Annotated in this window: 17 protein-coding genes and 4 pseudogenes; 15 read left to right on the top strand and 6 right to left on the bottom strand. The window is 66.0% G+C overall.

Annotation, left to right across the window (positions count from 1 at the left end; genetic code table 11):
* Positions 1-49: 49 nt before the first annotated feature.
* The 6 genes and pseudogenes from ACCQ00_RS20695 to ACCQ00_RS20670 form a co-directional block, all read right to left on the bottom strand.
* Positions 50-415: pseudogene (locus ACCQ00_RS20695) on the bottom strand (lipocalin family protein); the annotation flags it as partial.
* 39 nt (positions 416-454) lie between these two features.
* A protein-coding gene (locus ACCQ00_RS20690; protein ID WP_099770635.1) for an IS3-like element ISXac2 family transposase occupies positions 455-1542 on the bottom strand; the annotation gives its coding sequence in 2 pieces (ribosomal slippage) (positions 455-1290 and positions 1290-1542; 1089 coding nt in all).
* A gap of 69 nt (positions 1543-1611) precedes the next feature.
* A pseudogene (locus ACCQ00_RS20685) lies at positions 1612-1782 on the bottom strand (lipocalin family protein); the annotation flags it as partial.
* A 339-nt stretch (positions 1783-2121) separates the two neighbouring features.
* Complete coding sequence (locus ACCQ00_RS20680) at positions 2122-3156, bottom strand: glycoside hydrolase family 43 protein (RefSeq protein ID WP_039570631.1); 1035 nt, start codon at positions 3154-3156, stop codon at positions 2122-2124.
* Between the two features lie 32 nt (positions 3157-3188).
* The gene (locus ACCQ00_RS20675) at positions 3189-4676 is read right to left on the bottom strand and encodes an MFS transporter (protein ID WP_372354020.1); all 1488 of its coding nucleotides are present in this window, start codon (positions 4674-4676) and stop codon (positions 3189-3191) included.
* A gap of 98 nt (positions 4677-4774) precedes the next feature.
* Positions 4775-7708: a TonB-dependent receptor gene (locus ACCQ00_RS20670; protein ID WP_039570637.1), complete on the bottom strand. Its 2934-nt coding sequence runs from the start codon at positions 7706-7708 to the stop codon at positions 4775-4777.
* 460 nt (positions 7709-8168) lie between these two features.
* Here ACCQ00_RS20670 and ACCQ00_RS20665 point away from each other — a divergent pair, with 460 nt between their 5' ends.
* The 15 genes and pseudogenes from ACCQ00_RS20665 (at position 8169) to ACCQ00_RS20595 (ending at position 26347) form a co-directional block, all read left to right on the top strand.
* Positions 8169-9482: an MFS transporter gene (locus ACCQ00_RS20665; protein WP_017155201.1), complete on the top strand. Its 1314-nt coding sequence runs from the start codon at positions 8169-8171 to the stop codon at positions 9480-9482.
* 9 nt (positions 9483-9491) lie between these two features.
* Positions 9492-10484 carry an endo-1,4-beta-xylanase gene (locus tag ACCQ00_RS20660; RefSeq protein WP_372354019.1) on the top strand — a complete coding sequence of 331 codons (993 nt, stop codon included), beginning with the start codon at positions 9492-9494 and terminating at the stop codon, positions 10482-10484.
* 68 nt (positions 10485-10552) lie between these two features.
* A pseudogene (locus ACCQ00_RS20655) lies at positions 10553-10829 on the top strand (MFS transporter); the annotation flags it as partial.
* Positions 10830-10962: 133 nt separating this feature from the next.
* Positions 10963-11943 carry an endo-1,4-beta-xylanase gene (locus ACCQ00_RS20650; protein ID WP_080950334.1) on the top strand — a complete coding sequence of 327 codons (981 nt, stop codon included), beginning with the start codon at positions 10963-10965 and terminating at the stop codon, positions 11941-11943.
* 40 nt (positions 11944-11983) lie between these two features.
* Positions 11984-13402, top strand: coding sequence for a glucuronate isomerase (uxaC, locus tag ACCQ00_RS20645; RefSeq protein ID WP_039570644.1), 1419 nt, complete (start codon positions 11984-11986; stop codon positions 13400-13402).
* Between the two features lie 84 nt (positions 13403-13486).
* The gene (gene galB / locus ACCQ00_RS20640) at positions 13487-16258 is read left to right on the top strand and encodes a beta-galactosidase GalB (RefSeq protein ID WP_039583763.1); all 2772 of its coding nucleotides are present in this window, start codon (positions 13487-13489) and stop codon (positions 16256-16258) included.
* A gap of 47 nt (positions 16259-16305) precedes the next feature.
* Positions 16306-17490, top strand: coding sequence for an endo-1,4-beta-xylanase (locus ACCQ00_RS20635; RefSeq protein WP_039570651.1), 1185 nt, complete (start codon positions 16306-16308; stop codon positions 17488-17490).
* A gap of 211 nt (positions 17491-17701) precedes the next feature.
* Positions 17702-18739 carry an SMP-30/gluconolactonase/LRE family protein gene (locus tag ACCQ00_RS20630; RefSeq protein WP_039570654.1) on the top strand — a complete coding sequence of 346 codons (1038 nt, stop codon included), beginning with the start codon at positions 17702-17704 and terminating at the stop codon, positions 18737-18739.
* A gap of 522 nt (positions 18740-19261) precedes the next feature.
* Positions 19262-19709: pseudogene (locus ACCQ00_RS20625) on the top strand (DUF2147 domain-containing protein).
* An 80-nt stretch (positions 19710-19789) separates the two neighbouring features.
* Complete coding sequence (locus ACCQ00_RS20620; protein WP_039570659.1) at positions 19790-20707, top strand: TorF family putative porin; 918 nt, start codon at positions 19790-19792, stop codon at positions 20705-20707.
* Complete coding sequence (locus ACCQ00_RS20615; protein ID WP_039570663.1) at positions 20707-22353, top strand: xylulokinase; 1647 nt, start codon at positions 20707-20709, stop codon at positions 22351-22353. The genes ACCQ00_RS20620 and ACCQ00_RS20615 overlap by 1 nt, the downstream gene beginning before the upstream one ends.
* Positions 22340-23020 (top strand): class II aldolase/adducin family protein, encoded by a 681-nt coding sequence (locus tag ACCQ00_RS20610; protein ID WP_039570665.1) that lies wholly within the window; start codon positions 22340-22342, stop codon positions 23018-23020. Before ACCQ00_RS20615 ends, ACCQ00_RS20610 begins: the two co-directional genes overlap by 14 nt.
* Positions 23021-23031: 11 nt before the next feature.
* Entirely contained in the window at positions 23032-24480 is a 1449-nt protein-coding gene (locus tag ACCQ00_RS20605) for an aspartate aminotransferase family protein (protein WP_017155212.1), read from the top strand.
* Positions 24481-24484: 4 nt separating this feature from the next.
* Positions 24485-25126 carry a hypothetical protein gene (locus ACCQ00_RS20600; protein WP_039570668.1) on the top strand — a complete coding sequence of 214 codons (642 nt, stop codon included), beginning with the start codon at positions 24485-24487 and terminating at the stop codon, positions 25124-25126.
* Between the two features lie 78 nt (positions 25127-25204).
* Entirely contained in the window at positions 25205-26347 is a 1143-nt protein-coding gene (locus ACCQ00_RS20595) for an MFS transporter (protein WP_039570671.1), read from the top strand.
* Positions 26348-26425 lie beyond the last annotated feature (78 nt).

Raw genomic sequence — 26425 nt, 5'->3', positions numbered from 1 at the left:
ACGGGTTCGAGGACCGCACGGCGTGCGGTCCCCGATGGACGCTTTTGCATCAGCGCGCCGACTGCGGCACGCGTCGTAGCGGCGCGACGTCGTAGCCCATCGCCGCGATGAGCTCGACCGCTTGCTGATAGTCGGCATCCGAAACCTGCGGGGTGCGCGCCATGTACCAGACGTAGTCGCGCTTGCTGCGCGCCACGATGGTCTGCGTATACCCCGCATCCCGCCAGGCAATCACGTACTCGGCCTTGAACGGCCAGAAGAACTGCATGCGCCAGAGCGCGCCATTGCCTTCCTTCGCCACCTGGCCGACTGGATGCATCGACTTGAGCGGCGCCTGGAAGCTGCCCTTGCGATACGTGAAGGTGGTCTGGATACGACCATCCGGTCGCAGCGCGTAGCTTTCCACCGCGTCGTAGGGTAATCCCCCCACTTTTAGCGGTCGCCAGAAGTGGAGCTAAGCGGCCATCGCCAACTTCATGGCAGGCGTGATGCCGCCGAGCGCCATATTCGGACGCTCGTGGTTGTACGTCCATAGCCAGCGGGTGGCTTTGTCCTGCACCTGGTCGATGGTGTCGAACAGGGTTTGGGCGAGCCAGGCGTAGCGGATGGTGCGGTTGTAGCGTTCAACGTAGGCGTTCTGCTGTGGCTTGCCCGGCTGGATGTGCTCGACCCGGATACCATGCCGCTGCGCCCAGGACAGCAACGCGCCACTGATGTATTCAGGGCCGTTGTCGCAGCGGATCACGGCGGGCTTGCCGCGCCACTCGATGATCTGCTCCAGCGATCGGATCACACGGGCTGACGGCAGCGACAGATCCACCTCGATCCCCAGCCCCTCGCGATTGAAGTCGTCGAGCACATTGAACAGCCGGAAGCTGCGGCCGTCGGCCAACTGGTCGTGCATGAAGTCCATCGACCAGACCTGGTTGATAGCCTCCGGCACCGCCAGAGGCTCGGGCCGCTCACGCACCAGCCGCTTCCTCGGCTTGATCCGCAGGTTCAACTCCAGCTCGCGGTAGATCCGGTAGACCCGCTTGTGATTCCAGCCAAAGCCCTTCACGTTGCGCAGGTACAGGTAGCACAGGCCAAAGCCCCAGTCGCGATGGGCGGTCGTCAGGCGGACCAGCCAGTCGGCGATCCGGGCGTTCTGCTCGCTGGCCTTGGCCTGGTAGCGGAAGCAGGTCTGGCTCACCGCGAAGGCCTGGCAGGCGTGGCGGATGTTCGTACGCCCGCTCGTGACTGCCGATTGGGCCATCTCGCGTCGCTGAGATGGCCTCACCATTTTTTTGCGAGCGCTTCCTTCAGCAGGTCGGTACTGAGCTGCGCCTCGGCGTACATCTTCTTGAGCCGGCGGTTCTCCTCCTCCAGCTCCTTCATGCGCGCGACCATGGACACGTCCATGCCGCCGAACTTGCTGCGCCACTTGTAGAACGTGGCCGAGCTGATGCCGTGCTCGCGGCACAGCTCCGGCACGGGCGCACCGGCCTGGGCCTGCTTGAGCACGGCGATGATCTGGCTGTCGGTAAAGCGGGACTTCTTCATGGAACCTCCTCGGGAAAGGGGACGAGAAAATTCCACTTCTGGCGTCTGCTAATGGGCGGGGGGATTACCGTAGGCTTTGCGCTCCGGGCGGGTGGGAATATGGGCGATGACGTACCAGTCGCCCATGAAGCGCGGCACATCGACGCTGTCTGCGCGGGGCAGGGCGGCACGCGCCTCGCTGCCACTTGCACTTCCGTAGACCGCCAACGTCAGCAACAACAGCATCGCACCACCTCGCATGGCAACCTCCGCCTGAAAGAACCCGTAGACAGGCCTACGGCGTTGCAGTGGGTCTGGATGCAACCCCATGCGATGCAGTTCCGGACTGGGCGCACGCTGGCTCTTGCCAGTGGGATGACGGTAACGCCCGGTACGTCACGGCGGCGTTCAAGCGCCACGCCGACGCCTGCGCATGCCGGAAACGCGCTCATCGCGCGGTGAGCGCCAGGTCGACGATCAGCCGCAACGACGCTTATGACGCGCTTTGGAAGCGCAGCGATGACAGGACGTGTCGTTCAGCGATGGCGGTCGCGCCATGACGGCTGGCTGGAGTCCAGGCAGCCGGTTGCCCAACGGTACTCACCAAGGCGACACCGCCTCTTCCCCATACGGATAAATCGTCGCGATCGTTCCATCTGCAGCATGCTCCAGCGGTGCCATCTTGATGTTGCGCAGATGTGTCTGGCCGCCCGAGAGCACGCTGTCGTGATAGAACAGATACCACTGCTCCTGGAACAGGCAGATGGAGTGATGCGTGGTCCAGCCGACCACCGGTGCGAGCACCACGCCCTGGTAGGTGAATGGGCCATAGGGCGAGTCGCTGGTGGCGTAGCAGATCTGGTGGGTATCCCCGGTGGAATACGACAGGTAATACCGGCCGGCGTGTTGGTGGACCCAGGGACCTTCGAAGAAGCGGCGGGCGTGGTCGTCTGCGCATAGCGGGGCGCCGTGTTCGTCGAGGATGACGACTTCGCGGCTGGGTTCGGCCAGTTCGGTCATGTGCGCGTGCAGGCGCGCCACGCGTGGGCCGAGGGCGGGTGCGTCGCCCACCGGTTCCTGATGCGTCTGCGCATAGGCATTGTCGCGATAGTGCTGCAGCTGGCCGCCCCAGATGCCGCCGAAGTACAGGTAATGCGCGCCGTCGTCGTCGGCAAGCACGGCCGGGTCGATCGAGTATGTCCCGGCGATGGGCTGCGGTTCGGCGACGAACGGGCCTTCGGGACGATCGCCCACCGCCACGCCGATCTGGAACATGCCATCGGCGCGTTTTGCGGGGAAGTACAGATAGGTCTTGCCGTTGCGTTGTGCCGCATCCGGTGCCCACATCTGCCGCTGCGCCCAGGGCACATCGCGCACATGCAGCACTTGCCCGAGATCTTCCACCGCTGCACCCGGGTGCGCCATGCGCAGCACGTGGTAGTCGGCCATGTCGAAATGCGAGCCGTCGTCGCTGAAGGCCACGCCGGCATCGAGGTCGTGCGAGGGATAGATATACAGCGCACCGTCGAAGACATGTGCCGATGGGTCGGCGGTGTAGAGGTGGGTCACCAGCGGTGCGGAAATGGCGGTGCGCGCCAGCGCCTGCAGATTAGCGGCTTGCAGTTCATCGGACATGCGCGTACCTGTGCATGAAGTGGGAGGGGAGGTCAGACAGTGGCGAGCGGGGCGGCCTGTCGGCGCACGCCCAGTTCGTGTTCGATGCGGGCTTCCAGCGTCTTGTCGATTTCGTACAGCGCCAGCAATGCGGTGCCGAGCAGGAACGGAAGCGAGGCGTACACGCTGATGGCCAGGCGAATGCCGTTGGTGACCGCCGCGCCTTGCTGCGGCAGCGCGGCGTCATAGCCATAAAACGCCAGGATGCCGGCGACCAGTGCGCCGCCCACGCTCAGCCCGATCTCCAGGCCGCACAACATCGCCGAGAAGATGATCGCGGTGGCGCGGCGGTGGTTCTTCCACTCCGAGTAGTCGGCCACATCGGCGATCATCGCCCACAGCAACGGAATGGTGATGCCGTAGAAATATCCGTGCAGGACGTAGGAGGCGAACACCCAGCCGATCGCATTCGGTGGGTACAGATAGAACGCCAGCAGGAACAGCGTGGAGATCAGCAGCGCGCCGCCGAACACATTGCGCTTGCCATAGCGGTCGGCCAGGCGTTTGGAAAAGCCGATGCCCACGATCATCGCCAGGATGCCGCCGGCGCTGAACACGCTGAATGCCGAAGTCGGTGCGTCCTGTGGCCACTGCAACGCGCTCATGCCGGCGCCGGTCAGGACGCTGTTGATGCCGGCGATGAAGCGGTTGAAGCCGGCATGGTCGAGAAACTGCGTCAACGCATTCGCGTCGAGGTAGTACTTGAAGTAGTAGATATACATCCCGCCCTTCATCGCCAGATTGATGAAGACCAGGATGGTGAGCGCCAGCATCACCAGCCAGGGTTTGTTGCGGACCAGGTCGGTCAGGTCCTGGCGCACGCTATTGCGTTGTTCGCTGATCGGCAGCACCCGCTCGCGCGTGGTGAAAAAGGTGATCAAAAAGCACAGCGTGCCGATCGCAGCGAACAGCGCCATGGTGTTGCGAAAGCCCTGCGCCTTGTCGCCATTGCCCAGGATCAGCACCAACGGCAGCAACAGCACCTGGATGATGAACTGCGCAAAGGTCACTGCCAGAAAGCGATACGCCGACAAGCTGTTGCGCTGCTCCATGCTGCCGGTGAGCACGCCGCTCAAGGCCGAATACGGCAGGTTGTTGGCCACGTACACCAGCATCAGCAAGGTGTAGGTGGCAAAGGCGTAGGCGATCTTGCCCTGCTCGCCGAGCGTGGGCGTATTGAAGGCGGCCAGCGACAACGCCCCGAACGGCAGTGCGGTCCACAGGATCCACGGGCGGAACTTGCCCCAGCGGGTGCGGGTGCGATCGGCCAGGATGCCGATGACCGGCGTAAACACGAATGCGCCCAGCATGCCGACCACAAAGATCAAGGTCGCTGCCACGCTTGCAGGAATGCGGAACACATCGGTGTAGAAGAACGCCAGGAAAGTGACCAAGGTCTGGAAGATCAGGTTGGCGGCCAGGTCGCCCAGGCTGTAGCCGATCTTTTCGCGCAAGGAGAGCTGCTGTGACCGATCGTTCATGAGGTGGGGCGGACTCGAAGAATGCTGCGGAAAACGCCGCGGCGCGCATTGCGCCACCGGTCGCCGCTGGGAGGAACGGCGACCGGTGACGACAACACTCAAAAGGTACCGCGGATGCCGAGCATGACGGTGCGCCCGGGCTCGTACAGGTCGTAGGTGGCGTTGGGCCAGGCGAAGGTCGTGCGCAACGGTTCGTTGGTGATGTTGGTGACGTTGAGCGTGATCTGCGGCTTGGACGGCAGCCAATCCAATGCGTAGCTCGCCGACATATCCAGCTGGCCGCGCGCGTCGGCGTTGAGGCGCGCATACGGAATGCCGTTCTGGTTGGCGCCGGAGATCACCATGTCGTCGTTCCAGGTGTAGGACAGGCGGATCGAGGCGGCATTCTTTTCCCAGTAGACGGTCCCGTTCCAGAGATTGGGTGCGACACCGACGGCCACCGCCGGCACGCCTTCGCCTTCGGACTGCTGGTTGACGTGGGTGTAGTTGAGGCTGAAACCCAGGCCGTCGAACAGCTTGTCCAGCGGTTGGACCCAGATGGCTTCGGTGCCGCGGATATTGAGCACGCCATCGGCGTTGACCTGCGTCTGCACATCCACGGTGGCTGCGTTGGGGCCGCCGCGCTGAGCCAGGCCGGCCTGCTGGATCGGCAACAGGGTGTCGTAGTTCACGCCCAGGTCGTTGAACGGAATGCGGCGGATGCCGTTGACGGTGAAGCCGGTGATGCGCTTGTTGAACAGGGTCAGGCCCACATAGCCTTCGCCGCCGGTGTACCACTCGCCGCCGAAATCCACGTTGGTCGACAGGTACGGCTTGAGGTTCGGATTGCCCTGCGTGGCGGTCTGCGCGGAAGGGTCGCTGAAGTTGGTGTTGGGCAGCATCGCGCTGGGATCGGGGCGGGTCAGCGTGCGCGAGCTGGACAGGCGCAAGACCACCTTGTCGGCCACGTCCCAGGCCACGTTGAACGAGGGCAGGGTTTCCTTGTAGTCCGAATCCAGCACCTGCACGCTGCGCACGCCATTGATGGTGACCGGGCCGGTAATGGTCTGGTCGGTGGTCACGTAGCGCACGCCGGCGTTGAAGCGCATGGTGCGGTTCCAGACATCGGCTTCCGCATTGGTCTCGATGTAGAAGCCCAGATTTTTTTCGCGGATGCCGCCGGTCGAAGCGCCGGTGTTGGCCGAGTTGCTCTCCGGTGCGGAATCGCGCAGCGCGTAGTAGTTGGTGTCGGCCAGGAAGCGGGAGAAATCGGCCGTGATGAAGCCGCCTGGGCCGGGTTTCAGATAGCTGGCCAGGGCCGAGTTCGGGATCGCCGAGCCGGCGCCGCCATTGCACACGTTGCCGCCATTGCCGCGGCACACCACCTGTTCCCACGCGGTGCTGTTGTCGAAGCCACGGATGGTGCGCTCGGCCATGTCGTAGGACGCGCCGATCTTGACGTTGCGCTTGTCCTCGCCGAACTGCAGGTCGGCGCGCGCGCCGCGCGTTTCGGTCTGGCGCTTTTCGTTCTGGATATTGACCCGGCCGCCGGTCCAGCCCCAGCCCAGGTTGGGGTCGTTGAGATCGAGCGGGCTGGTGATGCTGGGGCGGTCGCCGCCTTCATTGCGGTAGTCCACGGTCGTGAACGGCGAGGTGACCAGGATGCTGGGCGATTCGCGTGCCAGCCAGCTACGGGTGGCATTGGCCTGCACATTGAGCTTGATGTCCTGCTCGGCGCCAAACAGCAGTTCCGCACCGGGATTGACGCTCCAGAACTTGACGTTTTCGTGGTACGGGCGCGCTTCCAGAAAGTACTGCGCGTTGGCGAAGGTGGCGCTGGTCACCACGTTGTTCTGATCCAGCTGCATGCCGAGCGGGATCATGTTGCCGTTGCGGCCGATCAGATTCATGCTGATCCGCTCGGTGGTGCGCTCGGCTTCGGAGTACAGCGTGTCCAGGTAAAAATGCATGCTGTCGGAAGGGCGCCATTCCAGCGACATCACCGACGCATCGCGGTCGCGATCGCCACTCATGTAGACGCTGCGGCCCAGCCGCGGGATCAGCGCATCGCTGATCTGGTCGATGCTCAGCCCCGGGTTGCGCGCCAGCAGCCAGGCGGCGTCGATGGTTTCGCCGGTGGTGAGGCCGCTGCCGGCAGTGGCGGGCACCGTGTCGGGAATGCGCCAGTTGCCGCCGCCATTGACGTTGCACGCCGCCGGTTGGTTGGTGGCTGGCGTGCCTGCCGGCGGCGCGAGGCCGCACTGGGTGTAGGTGAGGCCGGGGTTGGTCCAGCCCACGCTTTCGAAACCGCGCACGCCGAGTTTGCTGCGGACCGACGCCACGCCGAACAAAGCGCCGAAGGTGCCTGCTTCATTGGTCCAGCTGCCCATGAAGGCCCCGCGTGGGGTGGTTTTTTCGCTGGTGCTGTTCCAGTCGGCCTGCGCCTGATAGGTGAAGTGCACGCCGGGGCGATCGAATGGGCGCGCGCTGCGCATGTCCACGACGCCGGAAACGCCACCTTCGAGCATGCTCGCGGTGGGTGTCTTGCTCACCGTGAGCTGGGTGAAGAATTCGGTGGGGAACAGATTCAGATCGACTTCCCGGTTCTGGTTCTGCGCATTCAGGCCGATCGAGGCGGTGGCGATGCTGGCGCCGTTGAGCGTGGTCTTGGTGAAGCTGGTGCCCAGGCCGCGGATGGCGATATTGAGGCCTTCGCCATTGACGTCGCGCGCCAGCTGCACGCCGGGAATGCGGTTGAGCGACTCGGCGATATTCATGTCCGGAAACTTGCCGATGTCTTCGGCGAACACCGTGTCGGCAAAGCCGACCGAATCGCGCTTGGCGTCGGTGGAGAACTGGATGCTGCGCCGGTAGCCGGACACGGTGACGGTATCCAGCTGGGTCACCGCATCATTATTGCCGGCAGTGGCGGGTGGGGTTTGCGCCGTGCCCTGGGCATCGGCGGACTGTGCCCAGGCGGCAGTGCCGGACATGCCCAGCAGGATGGATCCCAACGCGCAGGACAACGCGGTTCGTGCGTAGCTGTTCTTCACCGTAATCCCTTCCCTAACAGGTAGCAGATGTCCCACGCATCGCCCCTGCGCAGGGAGTGTCGCTGCCGCTGCGCGGCGCGACGATGGTGCGATGGGGGAGACGGACGATCAGTGCATTTGATGTTAGCGCTAACAAATTCGGAACATCACGCTGCAGGGCAGCATGGAAGCGTGGACGTGTCGGCAAGCCGCCGGCCAACCCGCGCCGTCGCGACAGAGGCGCTTGCGTACGGGGGCGCAGTGCTGCACTGCGCGATGGATTTATCGCGATGCCGTGGTAATGGTAGCGCTATCATCCGTGGCGCAAGGCCACCTTCGTGCAGGTGCAGTGGTCGATGAATCGAACCGAAGAACACGCCAGCGACGGGCCCGGCCGGCACCTGACGGGTGCACGCACGCACCACATCGGCCAACCCGTGCAACACGCCGGCGCGCTGGCGCGCCTGCACAGGCCACGCGCATGAGCGAGCTGCCCGCCGCGGCGCCGGAGGCTGCATCGGCAAGACTCGGCCGGGTGCGCTGGCGGGTCTGCGCCTTGCTGTTGGCCGCCACCACCATCAACTACGTGGACCGCCAGGTATTGGGCGTGCTGGCGCCGTTCCTGCAGACCCAGATCGGTTGGAACGAAATCCAGTACGGCTATATCGTCACCGCATTCCAGGCGGCGTATGCGCTGGGCTTGCTGTGCAGCGGTGCGGTGATCGACCGCTTCGGCACTCGGCTCGGCTATGCGCTCGCGATCGGCCTCTGGAGCCTGGCGGCGATGGGGCACGCCCTGGCCACCAGCGTGGTGGGGTTTGCGATTGCGCGGTTTTTCCTGGGCCTGGGCGAATCGGGCAACTTTCCTGCAGCGCTCAAGACGGTGGCCGAATGGTTCCCGCGCCGTGAGCGCGCGCTGGCCACCGGCATCTTCAATTCCGGCTCCAATATCGGTGCCATCGTCGCCCCATTGCTGGTGCCGTTGATTGCCACCGCCTGGGGCTGGCAGGCGGCGTTCCTGTTCACCGGCGTGCTCAGTGCCACCTGGTTGGCGGTGTGGTGGTTCAGCTATCACCCGCCGGAGCAGCAGCCCCGGTTGTCTGCCGCAGAACTGGCGCATATCCGCAGCGATGCGCATGAGCCGGTGCAGCGCCGGCTGTCCTGGTTACAGGTGCTGCGGCATCGGCAAGCCTGGGCGTTTGTGCTGGGCAAGTTCATCACCGACCCGATCTGGTGGTTCTTCCTGTTCTGGCTGCCGAAGTTTCTGCATGCCGAATATGGCTTGAGCCTGCTGCAATTGGGCGTTCCCCTGATCGTGATCTTCGTGCTGGCCGATATCGGCAGCATTGCCGGTGGTTGGGTGGCCGGACGTTTCATCGCGCGTGGCTGGAGCGTCAATCGCGCACGCAAGAGCGCGATGCTGATCTGCGCGGTTTCGGTGGTGCCCATCGTCTTTGCCGCACGCGCCGACAACCTGTGGCTGGCGGTCGCGCTGATCGGGTTGGCGACCGCCGCGCATCAGGGCTGGTCGGCGAACCTGTTTACGCTGCCTTCGGACATGTTTCCGCGCCACGCGGTCGCCACCGTGGTGGGCATCGGCGGCTTTGCCGGTGCGGTGGGCGGCATGTTGATCGCCACCTTCATCGGCTTCCTGTTGCAAGCCACCGGCAGCTATGTGCCGGTGTTCCTGATGGCAGGCTCTGCCTACCTGCTGGCATTGGCCGTCGTGCACACGCTGGTGCCGCGGCTGGAGCCGGCGCAGTTGCCTGCCGATCCAGCGCCGACATCATCCTGAGGTGAGCTTATGCATATGCGCGCAGTAACACTGGGGCTGTTGATGGCGGCGAGCATGGCTGCGCCAGCACACGCGGCACCGCTGGCAGCGACCGCGTCCAAGTTCCTCGGAAGTGCGTACGGCGCGCAGCAGGCACCGGGGTTTGCGCAGTACTGGAACAAGCTCACCCCGGAAAACGGCGGCAAATGGGGCAGTGTGGAGGCCGTGCGCGACCAGATGGACTGGAGCACGCTGGATGCGGCATACCGGTTCGCGCAGGCCAATCAGATGCCATTCCAGATGCATGTCATGGTGTGGGGCAACCAGCAGCCGGAGTGGATCAAGACCTTGCCGCCGGCCGAGCAGCGCCGCGAGATCGAGCAATGGTTTGCCGCCGTTGCGCAGCGCTACCCGGATATCGCGCTGCTGGAGGTGGTGAACGAGCCCCTCAACGACCCGCCCAGCAAGGCCGATACCGGCGGCGGCAATTATCTGCAGGCGTTGGGAGGCAGTGGCGACAGCGGCTGGGAATGGGTGCTGCAATCGTTTCGGCTTGCGCGCCAGCATTTTCCGCACACCAAGTTGATGATCAACGACTACAGCATCACCAATAGCGCGCAGGCGACGCAGAAGTATTTGCAGATCGTGCGGCTGCTGCGGGGTGAGAAGCTGGTCGATGCCATCGGTGTGCAGGAGCATGCCTTCGAGACCACGTCAGAGGTGACGATGTCGGTGCATCGCGACAATCTGGATGCATTGGCCGCCACCGGCCTGCCGATCTACATCACCGAGTTCGATCTGGACGGGCCGACCGATGCGCAGCAACTGGCCGACTACAAGCGGGTGTTCCCGCTGTTCTGGGAACACCCGGCCGTGCATGGCATCACCTTGTGGGGCTTTCGGCCCGGCTTGTGGCGCAGCAAGGAAGCGGCGTATCTGATCCGCGCCGACGGCACCGAACGTCCCGCGCTCACGTGGCTGCGCGATTACGTTGCGGCCCATCCCGGGACACCTGCACCATGACAATGGCCGATGCGCGCCGCGCTCACAGAGGTTTGCGTGGTGTCCCGGCCTCGTGCCGATGGCTTCACGTTGGCGCGCGGGCTGCATGCACTACGTGGCTGGTCGTCGTGCTGATCGGGCTGACCACTGCCGCACGACAAGGCTATTGGGCGTGTCTTTTGACGCCGCTGTCCGACCCGCCTGCCTGTCACGCAGGTGCAACAGTCGCCGGCCTCGGCGGCATGGCGATCGCCCTTTTCATTGGTTTCGTTTTGCAGGCCATCGGCAGCGACATTCCGATATTTTTTTGCGGCGGGTGCGGCCTACTTCCTGGCGCTGGCGGTGGTGCACCGCCTGGTGCCACGGGGCAGCCGGCGCGAGTGGAGCAACCGGCCTAGACGCGGTTCACAGGTGTCTGCGCACTTTGGCGTCGATCCGGCGCACGTCAGCGTACCTGGCCTTTCCGTGACTGCCTTGCTCACTTATCGAGGATGCAAACATGTTGAAACTCCGTTACCCACTCACGCTTGTGCTGTTGCTGGGCGCTTGTGCGTCCGCTGTTGCCGGGCCGATCGCTGCCGGCAAGCAGCGCGCCCTGGGCAGCGCCTACAGCCCACAGCAAGCGCAGGGCTTCACCAACTACTGGAACGCCGCCGTTCCCGAAAATGCGGGCAAATGGGGCAGCGTCGAAGCGGTGCGCGGCCAGATGAATTGGGGCCCGCTCGACGAGGCCTATCAGCTGGCCAAGCGCAACCATATGCAGTTCCAGTTCCACGTGGGTCTTTGGGGTGCACAGCAGCCGACGTGGGTGCGCACCCTGCCGCCAAACGAGCAGCTTGCTGCGATCGAGCACTGGTTTGCCGCGATTGCGCAGCGCTACCCCGACATCGATCTGATGCAGGTGGCCAATGAGACGCTGCCGAACCACAATCAGCCCGACAACCGTAACGCCAATTCGGGCAATTATCTGCAGGCGTTGGGCGGTACCGGGGCGACCGGCGTGGACCGGGTGCTTGAGGAATTCCGCCTGGGACGCAAGTATTTCCCGCATACCAAGCTGATGATCAACGACTACGGCATCACCGGCGATACCGCCGCTGCCAAGCAGTATCTGCGGACCATCCAGCTGTTGCAGCAAGAACACCTGATCGATGCGATCGGCATCCAGGGACACTCCTTCGAGACGTCCTATGCATCGGTGTCGGTGCAGCGCGGCAACCTGGACCTGCTGGCCACCACCGGGCTGCCGATCTACATCACCGAGTTCGACCTGGACGGGCGTACCGATGCAGAGCAGTTGGCCGCTTACCAGCGCATCTTCCCGCTGTTCTGGGAGCACCCGGCCGTGCGTGGGGTGAACCTGTGGGGCTTCCGTCACGGTCTGTGGCGCGACAGCGAAGGTGCGTATCTGATTAATTACGATGGCAGCGAACGCCCGGCATTGACCTGGCTACGCAGCTACGTTGCCAGCAAGCCCTGACCAGGCTTCCTCCTCACTGTCCATAGGGCTGATATCGATCATGCGTTCTTCCGTGTTGTCCTTGCATCCCGATCGTTTGCTGCCGGCCGATCCCGGCACGCGCGCGATCGCCCGCCGCCTGTACGCACAGGTGGCAACGCTGCCGATCATCAGCCCGCATGGCCACACCGACCCCGCCTGGTTCGCCACCAATGCAGCGTTCGCCAACGCGACCGAACTGTTGTTGGTGCCGGACCACTATGTATTCCGCATGTTGTACAGCCAGGGCATCGACCTCGATGCCCTAGGCATCCCGCGCGCAGATGGCACCCGCGCAGCAGTCGACCCGCGGGCGGCATGGCGCGTGTTTGCCGAGCACTACGCGTTGTTGCGCGGCACGCCGTCGGCACTGTGGCTCAATCATGTGTTCCACGACGTTTTCGATTTGCGTGTCCGCCTCGATGCCGGCACCGCCGATCACTATTACGACCACATCACCGCCGCGCTGCAAACGCCGGCATTCCTGCCGCGTGCGCTGTTCGAGCGCTTCAATATCGAGGTGATCGCCACCACCGAATCGCCGCTGGATCGGCTGCAGCACCACGCGGCCATTGCCGCCAGCGGTTGGCAGGGGCGGGTGGTGACGGCGTATCGCCCTGACCCGGTCGTGGACCCGGAGCACGAGCAGTTTGCCGGCGCGCTGGAGCAGTTCGGCGCGCTCACCGGTGAGGACGTGCTGACCTGGGACGGCTACCTGCGTGCGCATCGGCAGCGGCGCGCGTTCTTTGCCGCGCATGGCGCCACCTCGACCGATCACGGGCACCCCAACGCCGCGACCGCCGATCTGTCGCCGGCGCAGGCGCAGCGCCTGTTCGATACGGTGGTGCGCGGTGCGGCCACGCCGGAGCAGGCGGAATTGTTTCGCGCGCAGGTGCTGACCGAAATGGCGGCGATGAGCCTGGACGACGGCCTGGTGATGCAGCTGCATCCGGGCTGCTTCCGCAATCACAACCGGCAGCTGTTCGAGCGGTACGGACGCGACAAGGGTGCCGATATTCCGATGCGCACCGACTATGTGCATGCGTTGAAGCCCTTGCTGGACCGGCATGGCAACGATGCACGCTTGCGCCTGATCGTATTCACCCTGGACGAAACCAGCTACAGCCGCGAGCTGGCGCCATTGGCCGGGCACTATCCCTCGTTGCTGCTCGGCCCGGCGTGGTGGTTCCATGATGCGCCGGAAGGCATGTGGCGCTTTCGCGAGCAGACCCTGGCCAGCGCCGGCTTCTACAACACCGTGGGCTTCAACGACGATACCCGCGCATTCCTTTCGATTCCGGCGCGGCACGACGTGGCACGGCGCGTGGACAGCGCCTTCCTGGCCAAACTGGTTGCCGAGCATCGGCTGGACGAGGACGAGGCAACCGAGGTGGCGATCGACCTGGCCTACCGCCTACCCAAGCAAGCGTACAAGCTGTGAGGTGGCGCAAACGGAGGGCGGCAGCGCCGACGTGTGCGCACGCCGCGTGCCTGCATCCCGCGCAGCGGCAGGGTCGGTGAACTGATGCGTGTACATGCGATGCACAACATCACGCGACTACGGCGCGTGGCTGACGCAGCCCGTGCCTGCACGGCCATTATCTTGCTCTGCAGCACATTACCCATCATCGCAGCACCGCACGCTGCCAGCGACGCCTCGCGCGAACGTATTTCGCTCAATGCGCAGTGGCGCTTCCAGCGCGGCGACCCACCCGCAAACCATGAAATCCTGGACTACGATGTGCGGCCACAGGTGGTGCGCAGCGAGGACGGCAAGGTGGCCGATGCGCAGCCGGAGCAAGCGCAGCTCACCGAAGCGTCGGCCGTGCGCGTGCTCAAGCCGTGGATCCTGCCCACCGCCAACGGCTTGATCGCAGACCCGGCTCAACGCCACACACCCCCCCCAGGCAACCCGGGCAGCACGGTGGCGTATGTGCAGCCGCACTTCGACGACAGCGCGTGGGAAACCGTGGACCTGCCGCACGACTGGGCCATTGCCGGGCCGTTCCTGGCAGACGGGCCTTACGGTGGCATGGGCCGGTTGCCGAGCTGGGGCATCGGCTGGTATCGCAAGAGCCTGGACATCCCGGCCAGCGATCGCGGCCGCGCGTTGTTTCTGGATCTCGACGGTGCGATGTCCTACGCCACGGTCTGGCTCAACGGCAACCTCGTCGGCGGTTGGCCGTACGGCTACAGCTCCTGGCGCGTGGACCTGACGCCGTATGCGATTGCAGGCAAGCGCAATCAACTGGTCATTCGGCTGGATAACCCGCCCGAGTCGGCGCGCTGGTATCCGGGCGGCGGGCTGTATCGCAACGTGTGGCTGACCAAGACGGCGCCGTTGCATATCGCGCACTGGGGCACGCAGCTGACCACGCCGTACGTCTCGGCCGATGCAGCGCAGGTGCAGCTGACCGTCACCTTGGATAATGCCGCCCGCAGCGCTGCCCAGGCGCAGGTGAGCACAGCGATCTATCTGCTCGACGATGCCAGCGACCAGCCCAGCGGCGAGGCGGTCGCACGCATTCCAGCGCAGCCGATCACCGTCGCTGCCGGCGGCACGGCGCAGCTGCAAGGCAGCACCCGGATCGACGCACCGCGGCTGTGGGGGCCTCCACCCACGCAGCAGCCGCATCGCTATGTGGCCATCACCGAAGTCGGTCAGCAGGGGCGCGTGGTGGATCGCTACGAAACCCGCTTTGGCATTCGCAGCATCGTGTTCGACGCCGACAAGGGCCTATTGGTCAATGGCGAGCACGTGCCGATCCGCGGGGTGAACAATCATCACGACCTGGGCGCGCTCGGCGCGGCGTTCAACAGGCGCGCCGCCGAGCGGCAGTTGCAATTGCTGCAGCAGATGGGCGCCAACGCCATTCGCATGAGCCATAACCCGCCTGCGCCCGAATTGCTCGACCTGACCGACCGCATGGGTCTGCTGGTGGTGGACGAGGTGTTCGACAGTTGGGAGATGAAGAAGACCCCGCTGGATTTTCATCTGGTGTTTGGGCAGTGGCATGCCGCCGATCTGCGCGCGATGCTGCGCCGCGACCGCAATCATCCCTCGGTGATGTTGTGGAGCGTGGGCAACGAGGTTGGCGAGCAATACACCGGCGAACAGGGCGCGGCGATTGCGCGCACGCTGCGCGCCATCGTGCATGCACAAGACCCGACGCGCCCGGCTACGGTGGCGATGAACTACGCCTCGCCCGAGATGCCGCTGCCCGCTGCGCTGGATGTCGTCAGTCTCAATTACCAGGGGGAAGGCATCCGTGATGCAGCCGAGTTCGAGGGTACCGAGCGCATCCGTAAACCGCCGCAATACCCCGCGTTTCATGCACGGTTTCCACACACGGCCATTGTCAGCAGCGAAACGGCCTCGGCACTGAGCAGCCGTGGCGTGTACCTGTTTCCGGTCACTGCCGACAACAGCGCACCGGTACGCGATGGCCGTGGCGGCGATTCTGTGGCGCACCAGGTCAGCGCGTACGAACTGCATGCGGTGGACTTCGGCTCCAGCGCGGACAAGGTGTTCGCTGCGTTGGATCGGCACCCGTACGTGGCCGGCGAGTTCGTCTGGACCGGTTTCGATTATCTGGGCGAGCCCACCCCGTATTACAGCTCGCGCAGTTCGTACTCGGGCATCTTCGATCTGGCCGGCTTCCCGAAGGACCGTTACTGGCTCTATCAATCGCGCTGGCGTCCGGAAGTGCCGGTGGCGCATCTGCTGCCGCATTGGAGCTGGCCAGGGCGCGAGGGACAGGTCACGCCCGTGCATGTGTTCACCTCCGGCGACGAGGCCGAGCTCTTCGTCAACGGCGTCTCGCAAGGGCGCAAGCGCAAGGCGCCACTGCAGTACCGGCTACGCTGGGACGCGGTGGTGTACCAACCGGGCGAATTGCGGGTGCAGGCCTACAAGGACGGCAAGCCGTGGGCCAGCGAGCGCGTGCAGACGGCAGGCCGCGCCGCGCGCATGCAGCTGACGCCGGATCGGGGCAGTATCCGCGGCGACGGACAAGACCTGAGCTTCATCACCGTGCGCCTGCTCGATCGCGATGGCCGTCCCGCACCGACCGCGGGCGACCGCCTGCGCTTCCGCATCGAAGGCCCCGGCGAGTTGGTGGCCACCGACAACGGCGACCCTACCAATCTGGAAACGTTCGCCTCTTCGCAGCGTCATGCCTTCAACGGGCTGTGCCTGGCGATCGTGCGTGCCAAGGCCGGGGCGCGTGGCACGATCACCGTGCATGTGGAATCGGACACGTTGCAAGCCGCACAGACACAGGTGGCGGTGCAGTGATGCGATCCAGTGCAATCGAAACCTGTGGCCTCTCAAAGGACCTGCACATGCACATCAACCGCGCCAACCTCACCAAACGCCTGGGATTGCTGATCGCCGGGCTGAGTGCAGTGTGCACACTGCAGGCCTTCGCCGCGTGCGGGACGCCCGGCAGCTCGCTCAAGCAGGCGTATGCGCAAGGGTTCCTGCTCGGGACTGCCGTCAATGCCGATATCGTCTCCGGCAAGGACGCAGCCGCTGCTGCGCTGGCGGCCTGTCACTTCAATGCGGTCACCGCGGAAAACGTGATGAAGGCCGAAGTGGTGGCGCCGCGTCGTGGCGTGCAGGATTTCAGTGCAGCCGATGCATTCGTGGCCTACGCACGGCGCAATCGGCAGTTCGTGGTCGGTCACACCCTGGTCTGGCACAACCAGACACCGGAGTGGTTCTTCACCACCGCCGATGGTCGGCCCAATACGCCGGCGCAGCAATTGGAGCGCATGCGTGCGCATATCGCAGCGGTGGCCGGGCGCTACACGGGCAAGGTGCAGGCCTGGGATGTGGTCAACGAAATCATCGACGAAGACGGCAGTTACCGTTCGACCAACTGGGTGCAGCGCGTGGGCGACGGCGACACGGTGGTCCGCAATGCCTTCACCTTCGCGCAGCGCTATGCACCGGATGCGCAGCTCTACTACAACGATTTCAATGCATGGCGGCCGGCCAAGCGCGAGGGCATCGTGCGCATGGTCAAGATGCTGCAGCAGGCCGGTGTCCGCATCGATGGCGTGGGCATGCAAGGCCATTGGGGACTGAACTACCCCAGCCTGCGGGATATCGAAGACGCCATCGATGCGTACGCTGCGCTTGGCGTGAAGGTGATGATCACCGAGCTGGACATCGATGTGTTGCCGCTCACCAAGGAAGGCCAGATCATCGGCACCGGCATGGCGCACAAGCAGTTTCAACTGCCGGAATTCAAGCGCTTCCTCGACCCCTATCGGGATGGGTTGCCTGCCGACGTGCAGGCGCAATTGCGCGACCGGTATGCCGAATTGTTTGCGCTGTTCTGGCGCAAGCGCGACAAGATTGCGCGCGTCAGCGTGTGGGGCGTGAGCGATGACATGTCGTGGAAGAACGATTACCCGGTGCCTGGACGCACCAACTATCCGTTGCTGTTCGATCGCAATCATCAAGCCAAACCGGCCTTGGATGCGGTGTTGGCGGTGCCCTCCGCGGCCGCTGCACGCTAGCGGCTGCCGGCCGACGCGCTGCCGACAACCACGCCCAGGTGGCAGGCGAGCACGGCCGATGTTCATGCGGCATGGATGGCTCGACACACCGCATTCCTGCGTGCCGTGCACGTCACAGCTGCATGCGCGCGAAGCGGTGTGGGCCGCGATCGGCAGTTGCCTGCACACGCATGATGGCATCATGCACCCAACCACGAGACAGGACTGACCGATGCGCTTGCCGCCTTATCTGCTGTTGGTCGTGCCGTTGCTGGCGGTGCTTGCTGCTTGCACCAAGCAGACGCCACCGGCGCCGCGTTTTGCCACCATCGGCCAGCTGCAGACATTGGACCGCCGCTTCAGCGATGTGGTGGCAAGCGATGCGCGCATCGAGAAGCTCACCGAGGGCTTCACCTGGTCCGAAGGCCCGGCATGGGTGCGCAACGGCGGCTATCTGCTGTTTACGGATGTGCCGGAAAACAAGCTGTATCGCTGGTCCGAACAGGACGGCCTGTCGGTCTTGCTGTCGCCCTCCGGCTACACCGGCCCGGAGCTGCCCACGCTGCGCGAAGCCGGCGCCAATGGCCTGTATGCCGAGCCCGACGGCACGGTGTTGCTGGCCGATTCCGGCACGCGCATCCTGGCCAGGCTCGATCCGGTCACGCGCAAGAAGACACCGCTTGCGACCACCTTCGAGGGCCACCGCTTCAACAGCCCCAACGATGTCGTGCGGCGCAGCGATGGCGTGGTGTTCTTCACCGACCCGCCCTACGGGTTGAAGGACCTGGATCAATCGCCGGTCAAGGAGCTGCGCTTCAACGGCGTCTATCGCCTGGACACCGATGGCAGCGTGCATCTGCTGGACGATGGCCTGAGCTTTCCCAACGGCATTGCCCTGTCGCCGGATGCGCGCACCTTGTACGTCTCCAACTCCGATCCGCAACGGCCGATCTGGATGGCGTATGCACTGGATGCGCAGGGCGCCGTCACCGGCAAGCGCGTGTTCGCCGATGCGTCCGACCTGATTGCCAAGGATGTTCCCGGCCTGCCCGACGGCATGGCCGTGGCCGCCGACGGCACGCTGTTTGCCACCGGCCCTGGCGGCGTGATCGTCTTCGATCCCGCCGGCCAACGCCTGGGCCGCATCGCCACCGGCGAGGCCGTCTCCAACTGCGCCTTCGGCAACGATGGCCACACGCTGTACATGACCTCGCACGCGATGCTGGCGCGCGTGCGCGTGAAGTCGCTGGGCCTGCAGTTCGCGCGCTAGACGATCGCGGCGACGCCGCGGCATCGCTGCGTGCTGGACACGCACCCGTCTGGCCGCGTGCGTGTCTGACCGCAGCGCCGATCGCTTCGTGCGGCCGCTGCATCGGTTGCGCTGCGCATTGCGCGGCCAGTCGTTGAGCCGCCACGCACCGCAACGGCGCAGATAACCTCAGCATCATGACGCGTGTCCGCACTGCGCTTGCTCGCCCGTCGCGCCACCCTCGCTGCGGCCTCACGGGGCAGGAACACGTTACCCGCGTGCCCGCAGCTCCGACCGCCGGCCGCAGCGCCCGCGAGCCAGGCCTTGCATCTGGCACGCCACCACCGTTAGCGACCGCAACCGTGGTGCGGCGCGTCAAAACAGGCATGCACCGAATCGGTCCGACACCGCGCAGCGCCTGCTGCGCCAAGGCGTGCCGCTGTCCAGGCAATCGCCATGCTTGAGCCTGTTGCAAAAAGGTAATCATCGCTATACGGTAGTTTTCACTACTGTCATGAGCGGGTTGCCCGCAGGGTTGCGGCAATGAACGAAGCTTGCGTTTCCCGGTTGCTGCGCACACTGGCGTGCGTGGTCGTCGCGGCGCTGCCGCTGATGCCTGTGCTGGCGGCAGCGTCCTCGCCGGTACAGGGTCTATGGCTGACTGCGGCCAAGGACGCCGTCATCGCCTTTGCGCCATGTAGCGATGCCGCCGGCGCGATGTGCGGAAAGGTGGTGTGGGACAAGGACGCCGGCACGCCAAAGGACACCTGCGGTGTGCAGATTGCGCGCCTGGAGCGCGACGACAACGGCACCTGGCGCGACGGTTGGGCATTCGATCCGCGCAGCGGCAAGCGCTACAAGCGCCACGCTGCGCAGCAAGGGCGACAGCTTGACCCTGCGCGCGTTCATCGGCGCCGAAGTGCTCGGCGAAAACATGCTGTTCACCCGCGTGCAGGCCTTGCCGTCCACGCCGGTGTGCGCCAGCCACTAGTTGCGGTCAGCGCCACGAGCGCGCAGCACCGACCGCCGCGATCGCGGCGGTTCTCACTCACATCCACCGGGGGACTCCAGATGGCGAAGATCCATGTCGGCGCGGTTGTCGCGTGCGGGTTGCTGCAAGCTGCGGCCTGCCTAACGGCGCAGGCCCAGCAAGCCGACCCGGCCAGCGAGGGCAGCGTGGCGACCTATCAGTTCGACAACCAGATCAAGCTGATGAGCGAACAGCGCACGCGCGGCATCTCCGATTCGTTGCTGCGGCCCTCGGCCAAGTGGAGCACGCAGTTCGTGCATGCCAGCGGACTGGTCGCGTTGCTGGAAGTGGCCGGGGTCAGCAAGAAGCAGTTCGTCAATGGCGACGGCCTGGGCGTCACCCTGGCGGGTGGTTATCGCTTCGGCGATCCGGACCGCTGGCACGCCGGCGTGGGCTTGGCCACCGAGCGATTCCCGGGCGCGCGCTTCATGGCGCCGCATGGCATCGACCTGGAAACCGGCACGCCGACCGACGTGCGCACGACCAACTACAACAGCGATTTTGCGGTGATGGAGCTGGGCTACGGCATCGTCGAAGGGCGCGTGCTGTATGTGGTGTCCAAGACCTACCGCGGTGCCGATACCGGCGGCGTGTGCGGGCAGATCCTGCGCTTCTCGATCGATCCGACCGCCGCATTGCAGTGCTACGCGCGCGGCGAACAGGATTCGCGCGGCACCGTGTTGGCCGACCTCAATACCCAGTTGCCATTGCTGCCTTCGGTGCTGCCGTCCACGACGCTGCGCCTGCATGCCGGCTACCAGAAGCTGGCCAACTTTCGCGAAGGCAACTTCGCCGACTACCAGATCGGCATCACCCATCGGCGTTGGGGCCTGGACTGGAACCTGGACTGGCTGACCACCAACACCAACGCGCATCAGTTGTACTGGGTGCAGGACGGCGAGCGTATCCGCAAGACCGACGGCGATGCGCTGGTGTTCTCGATCGGCTACACGTTCTGATGCGCACGCAAACGCTCGCAGACGATACCGGCGGCAATGCGCCGCTGGTGCTGGCGGTGGATCTTGGAACCTCCGGCTGCAAATGCGCATTGGTGACGCTGGACGGCAAGGTGCTCGCCTGGGCGTTCGAACCTGTGCAACTGCACGTGCAGGGCGTCGCTGCCGAACAGGACCCGCACGCGTGGTGGGACGCGTTCTGCGCCACCGCCGCTGCCGTGGTGCAGGGCGATGCGGCGCTGCGCCGACGCGTGGTGGCCGTATGTTGCTCGACCCAGGGCGAAGGCACCGTCTGCGTGGACCACAACGGGCAGGCGCTCGGGCGCGCCATGCTGTGGCTAGATATGCGCGGCCAGGCGGCCATCGCCCGGCGTTTGCAGGGGCGTTGGCTCACTGTGCGCGGCTACGACCCGTTGCGCCTGTGGCGATGGTTGCGCCTGAGCGGCGGTGCGCCTGCGCGCAGCGGCAAGGACTGCGCCGGCCACATCGCCTATCTGCGCGACCACCAGCCCGTGCGGTATCAGCGCACGCACAAGTTCCTCAACGTGCTCGATTACATGAACCTGCGCCTGACCGGCCGGTTCTGCGCCACGCCCGATTCGATGCTGACCACCTGGGTCACCGACAATCGCGACCCGCACCATATCCGCTACGACGCCGGCCTGCTGGACATGGTCGGGGTGGAGCGCGACAAGTTGCCGGACCTGGTGCCGTCCACTGCGGTGCTGGGGCCGCTGCTGCCGCAGGTGGCCCAGGCGCTGGGGCTGTCGCCGCAGACCGTGGTGGTGGCCGGCGCGATCGACACCTCGGCAGTGGCGGTGGCCGCGGCGGTGGAGGATCACGCCGCGCACCTGTACCTGGGCACCTCGTCATGGCTCGGCGCGCATGTGCCGCGCATGAAAACCGACGTGCGCAGTACGATCGCCGCGGTGCCGTGCGCAGTGGAAGGGCGCTATCTGGCGATCGCCCTGCAGACCACCGCCGGTGCCAACCTGTCCTTCCTGCGCGACCGCATCCTGTTCCATGCCGACGAACTGCTCAGCGACGAGCAGCGCCCGGACGTCTATGAAGTGCTCAATCGCATCGCCGCGCGCGTGCCCGCAGGGTCCAACGGGTTGATCTACATGCCCTGGCTGTTCGGCGAACGCACGCCGGTGGAAGACCCGAGCCTGCGTGCGGGCCTGATCAATCTCTCGCTGATGCATAGCCGCGAGGACATGATCCGCGCGGTGATGGAAGGGGTGGCGTTCAACACGCGCTGGATGATGGAGCCGTTCGCGCGCCTGCTCGGCTGCGACCCAGGCACGATCGCTGCGGTCGGCGGCGGCGCCCAGTCGGACCTGTGGTGCCAGATCATTGCCGATGTCAGCGGCCGGCCGATCCGGCAATTGCACAATCCGATCCAGGCCAACGCAGTGGGTGCGGCCTTCATCGCCGGGGTCGGCCTGGGCCGGCTCGGCTTCGGCGACCTGGCGGCATTGCAACGTCCCCGGCGGGTCTACGAGCCGGATGCGGGCACGCGTGCGCTGTACGACGACCGCTACGCGGTATTCAAGGACCTGCAGCGCACCTTGGCGCCGATCTACCGACGGCTCAATCCCTCCACGCCTGCTCCCGCCCCGGAGGTCGCCGCGCATGTTTGCCCTTGAACAACGCCAGCGCGTGGTCGCGCTGTGCATCGAACTGTCGCGCCGCGGCTATCTGGCCGGCACCGGCGGCAATGTCGCCTTGCGTATCGATGCCGAGTGTTTCGCGGTCACTCCCTCGGCGATCGACTACCTGAGCATGCAGGCCAAGGATATCTGCATCGTCCGCACCAAGGACCTGCACCAGCTCGACGGCACGCGCACGCCGTCGGTCGAAACCGGCCTGCATGCGCAGGTGATGCGGCGGCGCCCGGACGTGGGTTGCAGCATCCACACCCACCAGCCGGTCGCCAGCGCCTGCACACTGCTGGGCGCGCCGTTGGAGGTGACGCAACCGGCGTTGCGCCGGCTGCTTGGTGCACGGATTCCGATCGCCGGCTACATGCCGTCGGGCACCGGCCTGCTGGCCCGCTTGTTGGCCCGGCAGCTGCGGCCCACCGTCAACGCCTATCTGCTGCGCAATCACGGCGTGGTCTGCTGCGGGACCAACCTGGAGGCGGCCGTCACCGTGGTCGAAGCATTGGAACTGGTCGCGCGCAGCCACCTGCAGGCGCAGATCCAGGCACGTGCGGCGCGCGCGCCCGACCTCGCTGCGGGCCTGCAGCGGGTGCTGACGGCGCTGGATTCCAGCCGGCACACGTCCGGCGCGTCCTTCCTTTCCCAGACATGATGGCACCGACAATGAGCGTGACTTCCGCGATTTCGCAATGGCCCGACGTGGACCAGCTGTATCGCCGCTTCGATGCGTTGGTCAAACAGCCGATGCGGCCGGTCCGGCGCGAGGGCATGGACAAGGTGATGCGCTACTTCGAGCAGCGTTGCCAGGGCTCCAAGCAGTTGGGCGACGCCGCGCAGCGGGTGATTCCCGGCGGCGTGCAGCACAACCTGGCGTTCAATTACCCGTTCTCGCTGGCGATGCGCAGCGCCGAGGGCGCCTACCTGACCGACGTCGACGACAACCGCTACATCGACTTCCTGCAGGCCGGGGGCCCGACCTTGCTCGGCTCCAACCCGCCGGCCCTGCGCGCACGCGTCAACCAGGTGCTGGACCAGTGCGGGCCGGTGACCGGACTGCTGCACGAATACGAGGTCAAGCTGGCCGAGCTGGTCTGCGCCAGCATGCCGGCGGTGGAGATGGTGCGCCTGCTCGGTTCGGGAACCGAGGCGGTGATGGGCGCGGTGCGCCTGGCGCGCGCGTACACCCGCAAGCGCTGGATCATCAAGATCGGCGGGGCGTATCACGGCTGGAGCGACCAGTTGGTATACGGCCTGCGCCTGCCCGGCACCGGCCGCATGGAAGCGATCGGCATTCCGCGCGGCGCCACCGCACATACCCAGGAATGCCTGCCCAACGATCTGGACGCGCTGCGCCGCAAGCTGCAATTCAATCGCCTGCGTGGCGGGACCGCTGCGGTGCTGCTGGAGCCGCTGGGGCCGGAGAGCGGCACCCGCCCGGTGCATGCGGACTACAACCGGCAGGTGCGCGCGCTGTGCGACGAGTTCGGTGCGCTGCTGATCTTCGACGAAGTGGTGACCGGTTTCCGGTTGGGTCCCGGCGGTGCGCAAGGCTACTTCGGTGTTGCACCGGACATCACCGTGCTGGGCAAGTGCCTGGCCGGCGGCTACCCGATGGCCGGCGCGATCGGGGGCCGCCGCGAGGTGATGATGAGCCTGGTGGGCGGCATCGGCACGACCGCACGGCGCGCCTTCGTCGGCGGCACGCTTTCGGCCAACCCGCTGTCTTGCGTGGCCGGCTATTACGCGTTGCTGGAAGCCCAGCAGCACGATGCCGCCGGCCGCGCCGGCCGCGCCGGCGATCGCCTGCGCGCCGGACTGGAGGCAATCATCCAGCGCCGCGGATTGCCGTACGTGGTCTACAACATGGGCTCGATCGTGCATCTGCAGACCTCCGGCGTGCTGCTGCTGGACACCGGCAACCTCTACAAACTCTGGCGCGTGCGCAACGAAGCCAAGGCGCGCAAGCACATGATGGAAGAGATGGGCGCGGCGTATTCGGCGCACGGCCTGATCACCCTGGCCGGCAGCCGCATCTACACCAGCATGGCCGACACCGATGCGGTGATCGACGAGGCCCTGAACCGTTTCGACGATGTCTTCGCACTGGTCTGAGCCGATGAACGCCACCGATGCCCTGCGCGACACCTGGCTGCAGACCCGCGAACGGCTGCAGGCCTCCCGCTTGCTCGGCGACGATGAGGCGGCCTTGTCGGTGCGTTGCCCGGGCGCAACGCAGATGTGGATCGGCAGCGCCACTGCGTCGACGCCGCGGCTGCTGGACTGGCGCGAGGATGCCGCGCTGGAGGCGGCACAGCGCCTGCATGCGCAGGTCTATGCGCAGCGTGGCGACGTGGGGGCGGTGGCGTGGTCGGCCGGTGCGTTCGGCCACTGCCTGGCGGAGGTCGGCGGCGTGTTGCCGCAGGTGTTCGACGAACAGGCGCGGCATCTGGGGCCGATGCCGCCGCCGGTGCGCGCGGCCGACGCGGCGGCCGCGCTGGCCAGCGGGATCGGCAACGCCGTGCTGGTGGCGCGGCGGCCGCTGTGCCTGGGCACCAGTGCGCGTCGCCTGGCGCTGAACCTCGGGTTGTTCGAAAAGTGCGCCAAGGCGTATGTGCTGGCGGCGGCCACCGGAGGACCGACCCGGCAGCTGCCGTGGTGGGTGCGTCGCATCGCCAACGGGCGTCTGCGCAAGGACCAGGTGCGTGCGGCGGCCGCATTCGCCGATGGCGCCCTGCCCACCGAAAGCACGGCTTACTGAAGGCACCGCATGCGCAGCCCTCATCCACCCGCAGTGTCCGCCGCGGCCGTTCCCGCCTCGCAGGGGTTGCCGTCCGGTTTGTCGATCGGTTCGATCGCCCTGCTCATCCTGGGCGTGCAGCCGATCCTGCTGGGAACATTGGTCGAGCAGAAGCTGATCACGCTCTCCGGCGTGGGCATCGTGGCGATGGGAGAGATCGTCGCGCTCGGCCTGGGCGTGGCGCTGGGCGATACGCTGTTGCCGCACCGCTGGCAGCGTCAGGTCGCGGTGCTGGCGGCGCTGGTGGCGGCGCTGCTGGATCTGGCCACCACCCAGGCGGTCGGCGACACCGCATTCGTGCTGGTACGCGCCGCTGCCGGCCTGGCGGAAGGGCTGCTGCTATGGGTGGCGACCCTGACCATCGTGCGTGCGGCCAAGCCGGATCGGGTCACCGCGGTGTTCATGCTGACCCAGGCGGTGGCGCAGATCGCACTGGCGAACCTGCTGGCGCTGTGGGTGCTGCCGTCCACCGGCTGGAAAGGCGGCTTCGTGGCGCTGGGCGCGGTGACGCTGTGCGCGGCGCTGCTGGCACCGTTGCTGCCGGCAAGGTTGTCTGCCGTGAGCGCAACCGCGCCGGCGCGCCGCGTGCGCTGGTCGCCGACAACCCTGTTGCCCTTGCTGATTGCCTTCGCGCAGATGGCCGCGACCGGCGCGCTGTGGGCGTACCTGGAGCCGTTGGGGCTGCGCGCCGGCCTGGATGCCGGGGCGGTGCAGGCGCACACCTCGCTGGTGCTGGCGATGCAGATCGTCGGCGCGCTGGCGGCGATCTGGTGGGTGCGCCGGCTCGGTCACGCGCGCACCCTGGTGGTCGGCAGCCTGGTGCTGGCAGCGGTGGCGGCCAGCATGGCGCGCGCGGCGCCGGCCGGCACTGCCGCGTTCACGGTTGCCTGCGTGGGCTTGGGCCTGGTCTGGATGTTCCTGATGCCGTTCCACGTGGGTCTGGCGTTCGGTGCCGACGCGCATGGCCGGGTGGCGGTGCTGGTGCCGGCGGTGCAGTTGCTGGGATCGGCCGCCGGCCCCTTGCTCGCTTCGCTGCTGCTGCAGCACGATGATCCGGCTCCGGTACCGGTGTTCAGTCTGGCCGCCGCATTGCTGGCGGCGGTGCTGGCGGCGGCCGCCGGCCGCGACCAGCGCCGCCGGGCGCCGCCGACCGCAGCGCAGCCGAACAGGGGGGATCGATGATCGACAGCGTGTGCGGGATGGTCCGCAGCGTGCCGGCGCGTCTGGCACGCCGGTCGCGGATGCGTTTGCAGTGTTTGC

This window comes from Xanthomonas sp. NCPPB 3761, from assembly GCF_041475705.2.
Lineage (GTDB): Bacteria > Pseudomonadota > Gammaproteobacteria > Xanthomonadales > Xanthomonadaceae > Xanthomonas > Xanthomonas phaseoli.
This window is presented reverse-complemented; position numbering and strand designations above follow the sequence as displayed.

Bases quoted from the DNA above. Each gene is read 5' to 3' on its own strand.
- ACCQ00_RS20680 (WP_039570631.1), bottom strand. From the start codon at position 3,156: ATGTCCGATGAACTGCAAGCCGCTAATCTGCAGGCGCTGGCGCGCACC.
- ACCQ00_RS20675 (WP_372354020.1), bottom strand. From the start codon at position 4,676: ATGAACGATCGGTCACAGCAGCTCTCCTTGCGCGAAAAGATCGGCTAC.
- ACCQ00_RS20665 (WP_017155201.1), top strand. From the start codon at position 8,169: ATGAGCGAGCTGCCCGCCGCGGCGCCGGAGGCTGCATCGGCAAGACTC.
- ACCQ00_RS20660 (WP_372354019.1), top strand. From the start codon at position 9,492: ATGCATATGCGCGCAGTAACACTGGGGCTGTTGATGGCGGCGAGCATG.
- ACCQ00_RS20650 (WP_080950334.1), top strand. From the start codon at position 10,963: ATGTTGAAACTCCGTTACCCACTCACGCTTGTGCTGTTGCTGGGCGCT.
- uxaC (WP_039570644.1), top strand. From the start codon at position 11,984: ATGCGTTCTTCCGTGTTGTCCTTGCATCCCGATCGTTTGCTGCCGGCC.
- galB (WP_039583763.1), top strand. From the start codon at position 13,487: ATGCGTGTACATGCGATGCACAACATCACGCGACTACGGCGCGTGGCT.
- ACCQ00_RS20635 (WP_039570651.1), top strand. From the start codon at position 16,306: ATGCACATCAACCGCGCCAACCTCACCAAACGCCTGGGATTGCTGATC.
- ACCQ00_RS20630 (WP_039570654.1), top strand. From the start codon at position 17,702: ATGCGCTTGCCGCCTTATCTGCTGTTGGTCGTGCCGTTGCTGGCGGTG.
- ACCQ00_RS20620 (WP_039570659.1), top strand. From the start codon at position 19,790: ATGGCGAAGATCCATGTCGGCGCGGTTGTCGCGTGCGGGTTGCTGCAA.
- ACCQ00_RS20615 (WP_039570663.1), top strand. From the start codon at position 20,707: ATGCGCACGCAAACGCTCGCAGACGATACCGGCGGCAATGCGCCGCTG.
- ACCQ00_RS20610 (WP_039570665.1), top strand. From the start codon at position 22,340: ATGTTTGCCCTTGAACAACGCCAGCGCGTGGTCGCGCTGTGCATCGAA.
- ACCQ00_RS20605 (WP_017155212.1), top strand. From the start codon at position 23,032: ATGAGCGTGACTTCCGCGATTTCGCAATGGCCCGACGTGGACCAGCTG.
- ACCQ00_RS20600 (WP_039570668.1), top strand. From the start codon at position 24,485: ATGAACGCCACCGATGCCCTGCGCGACACCTGGCTGCAGACCCGCGAA.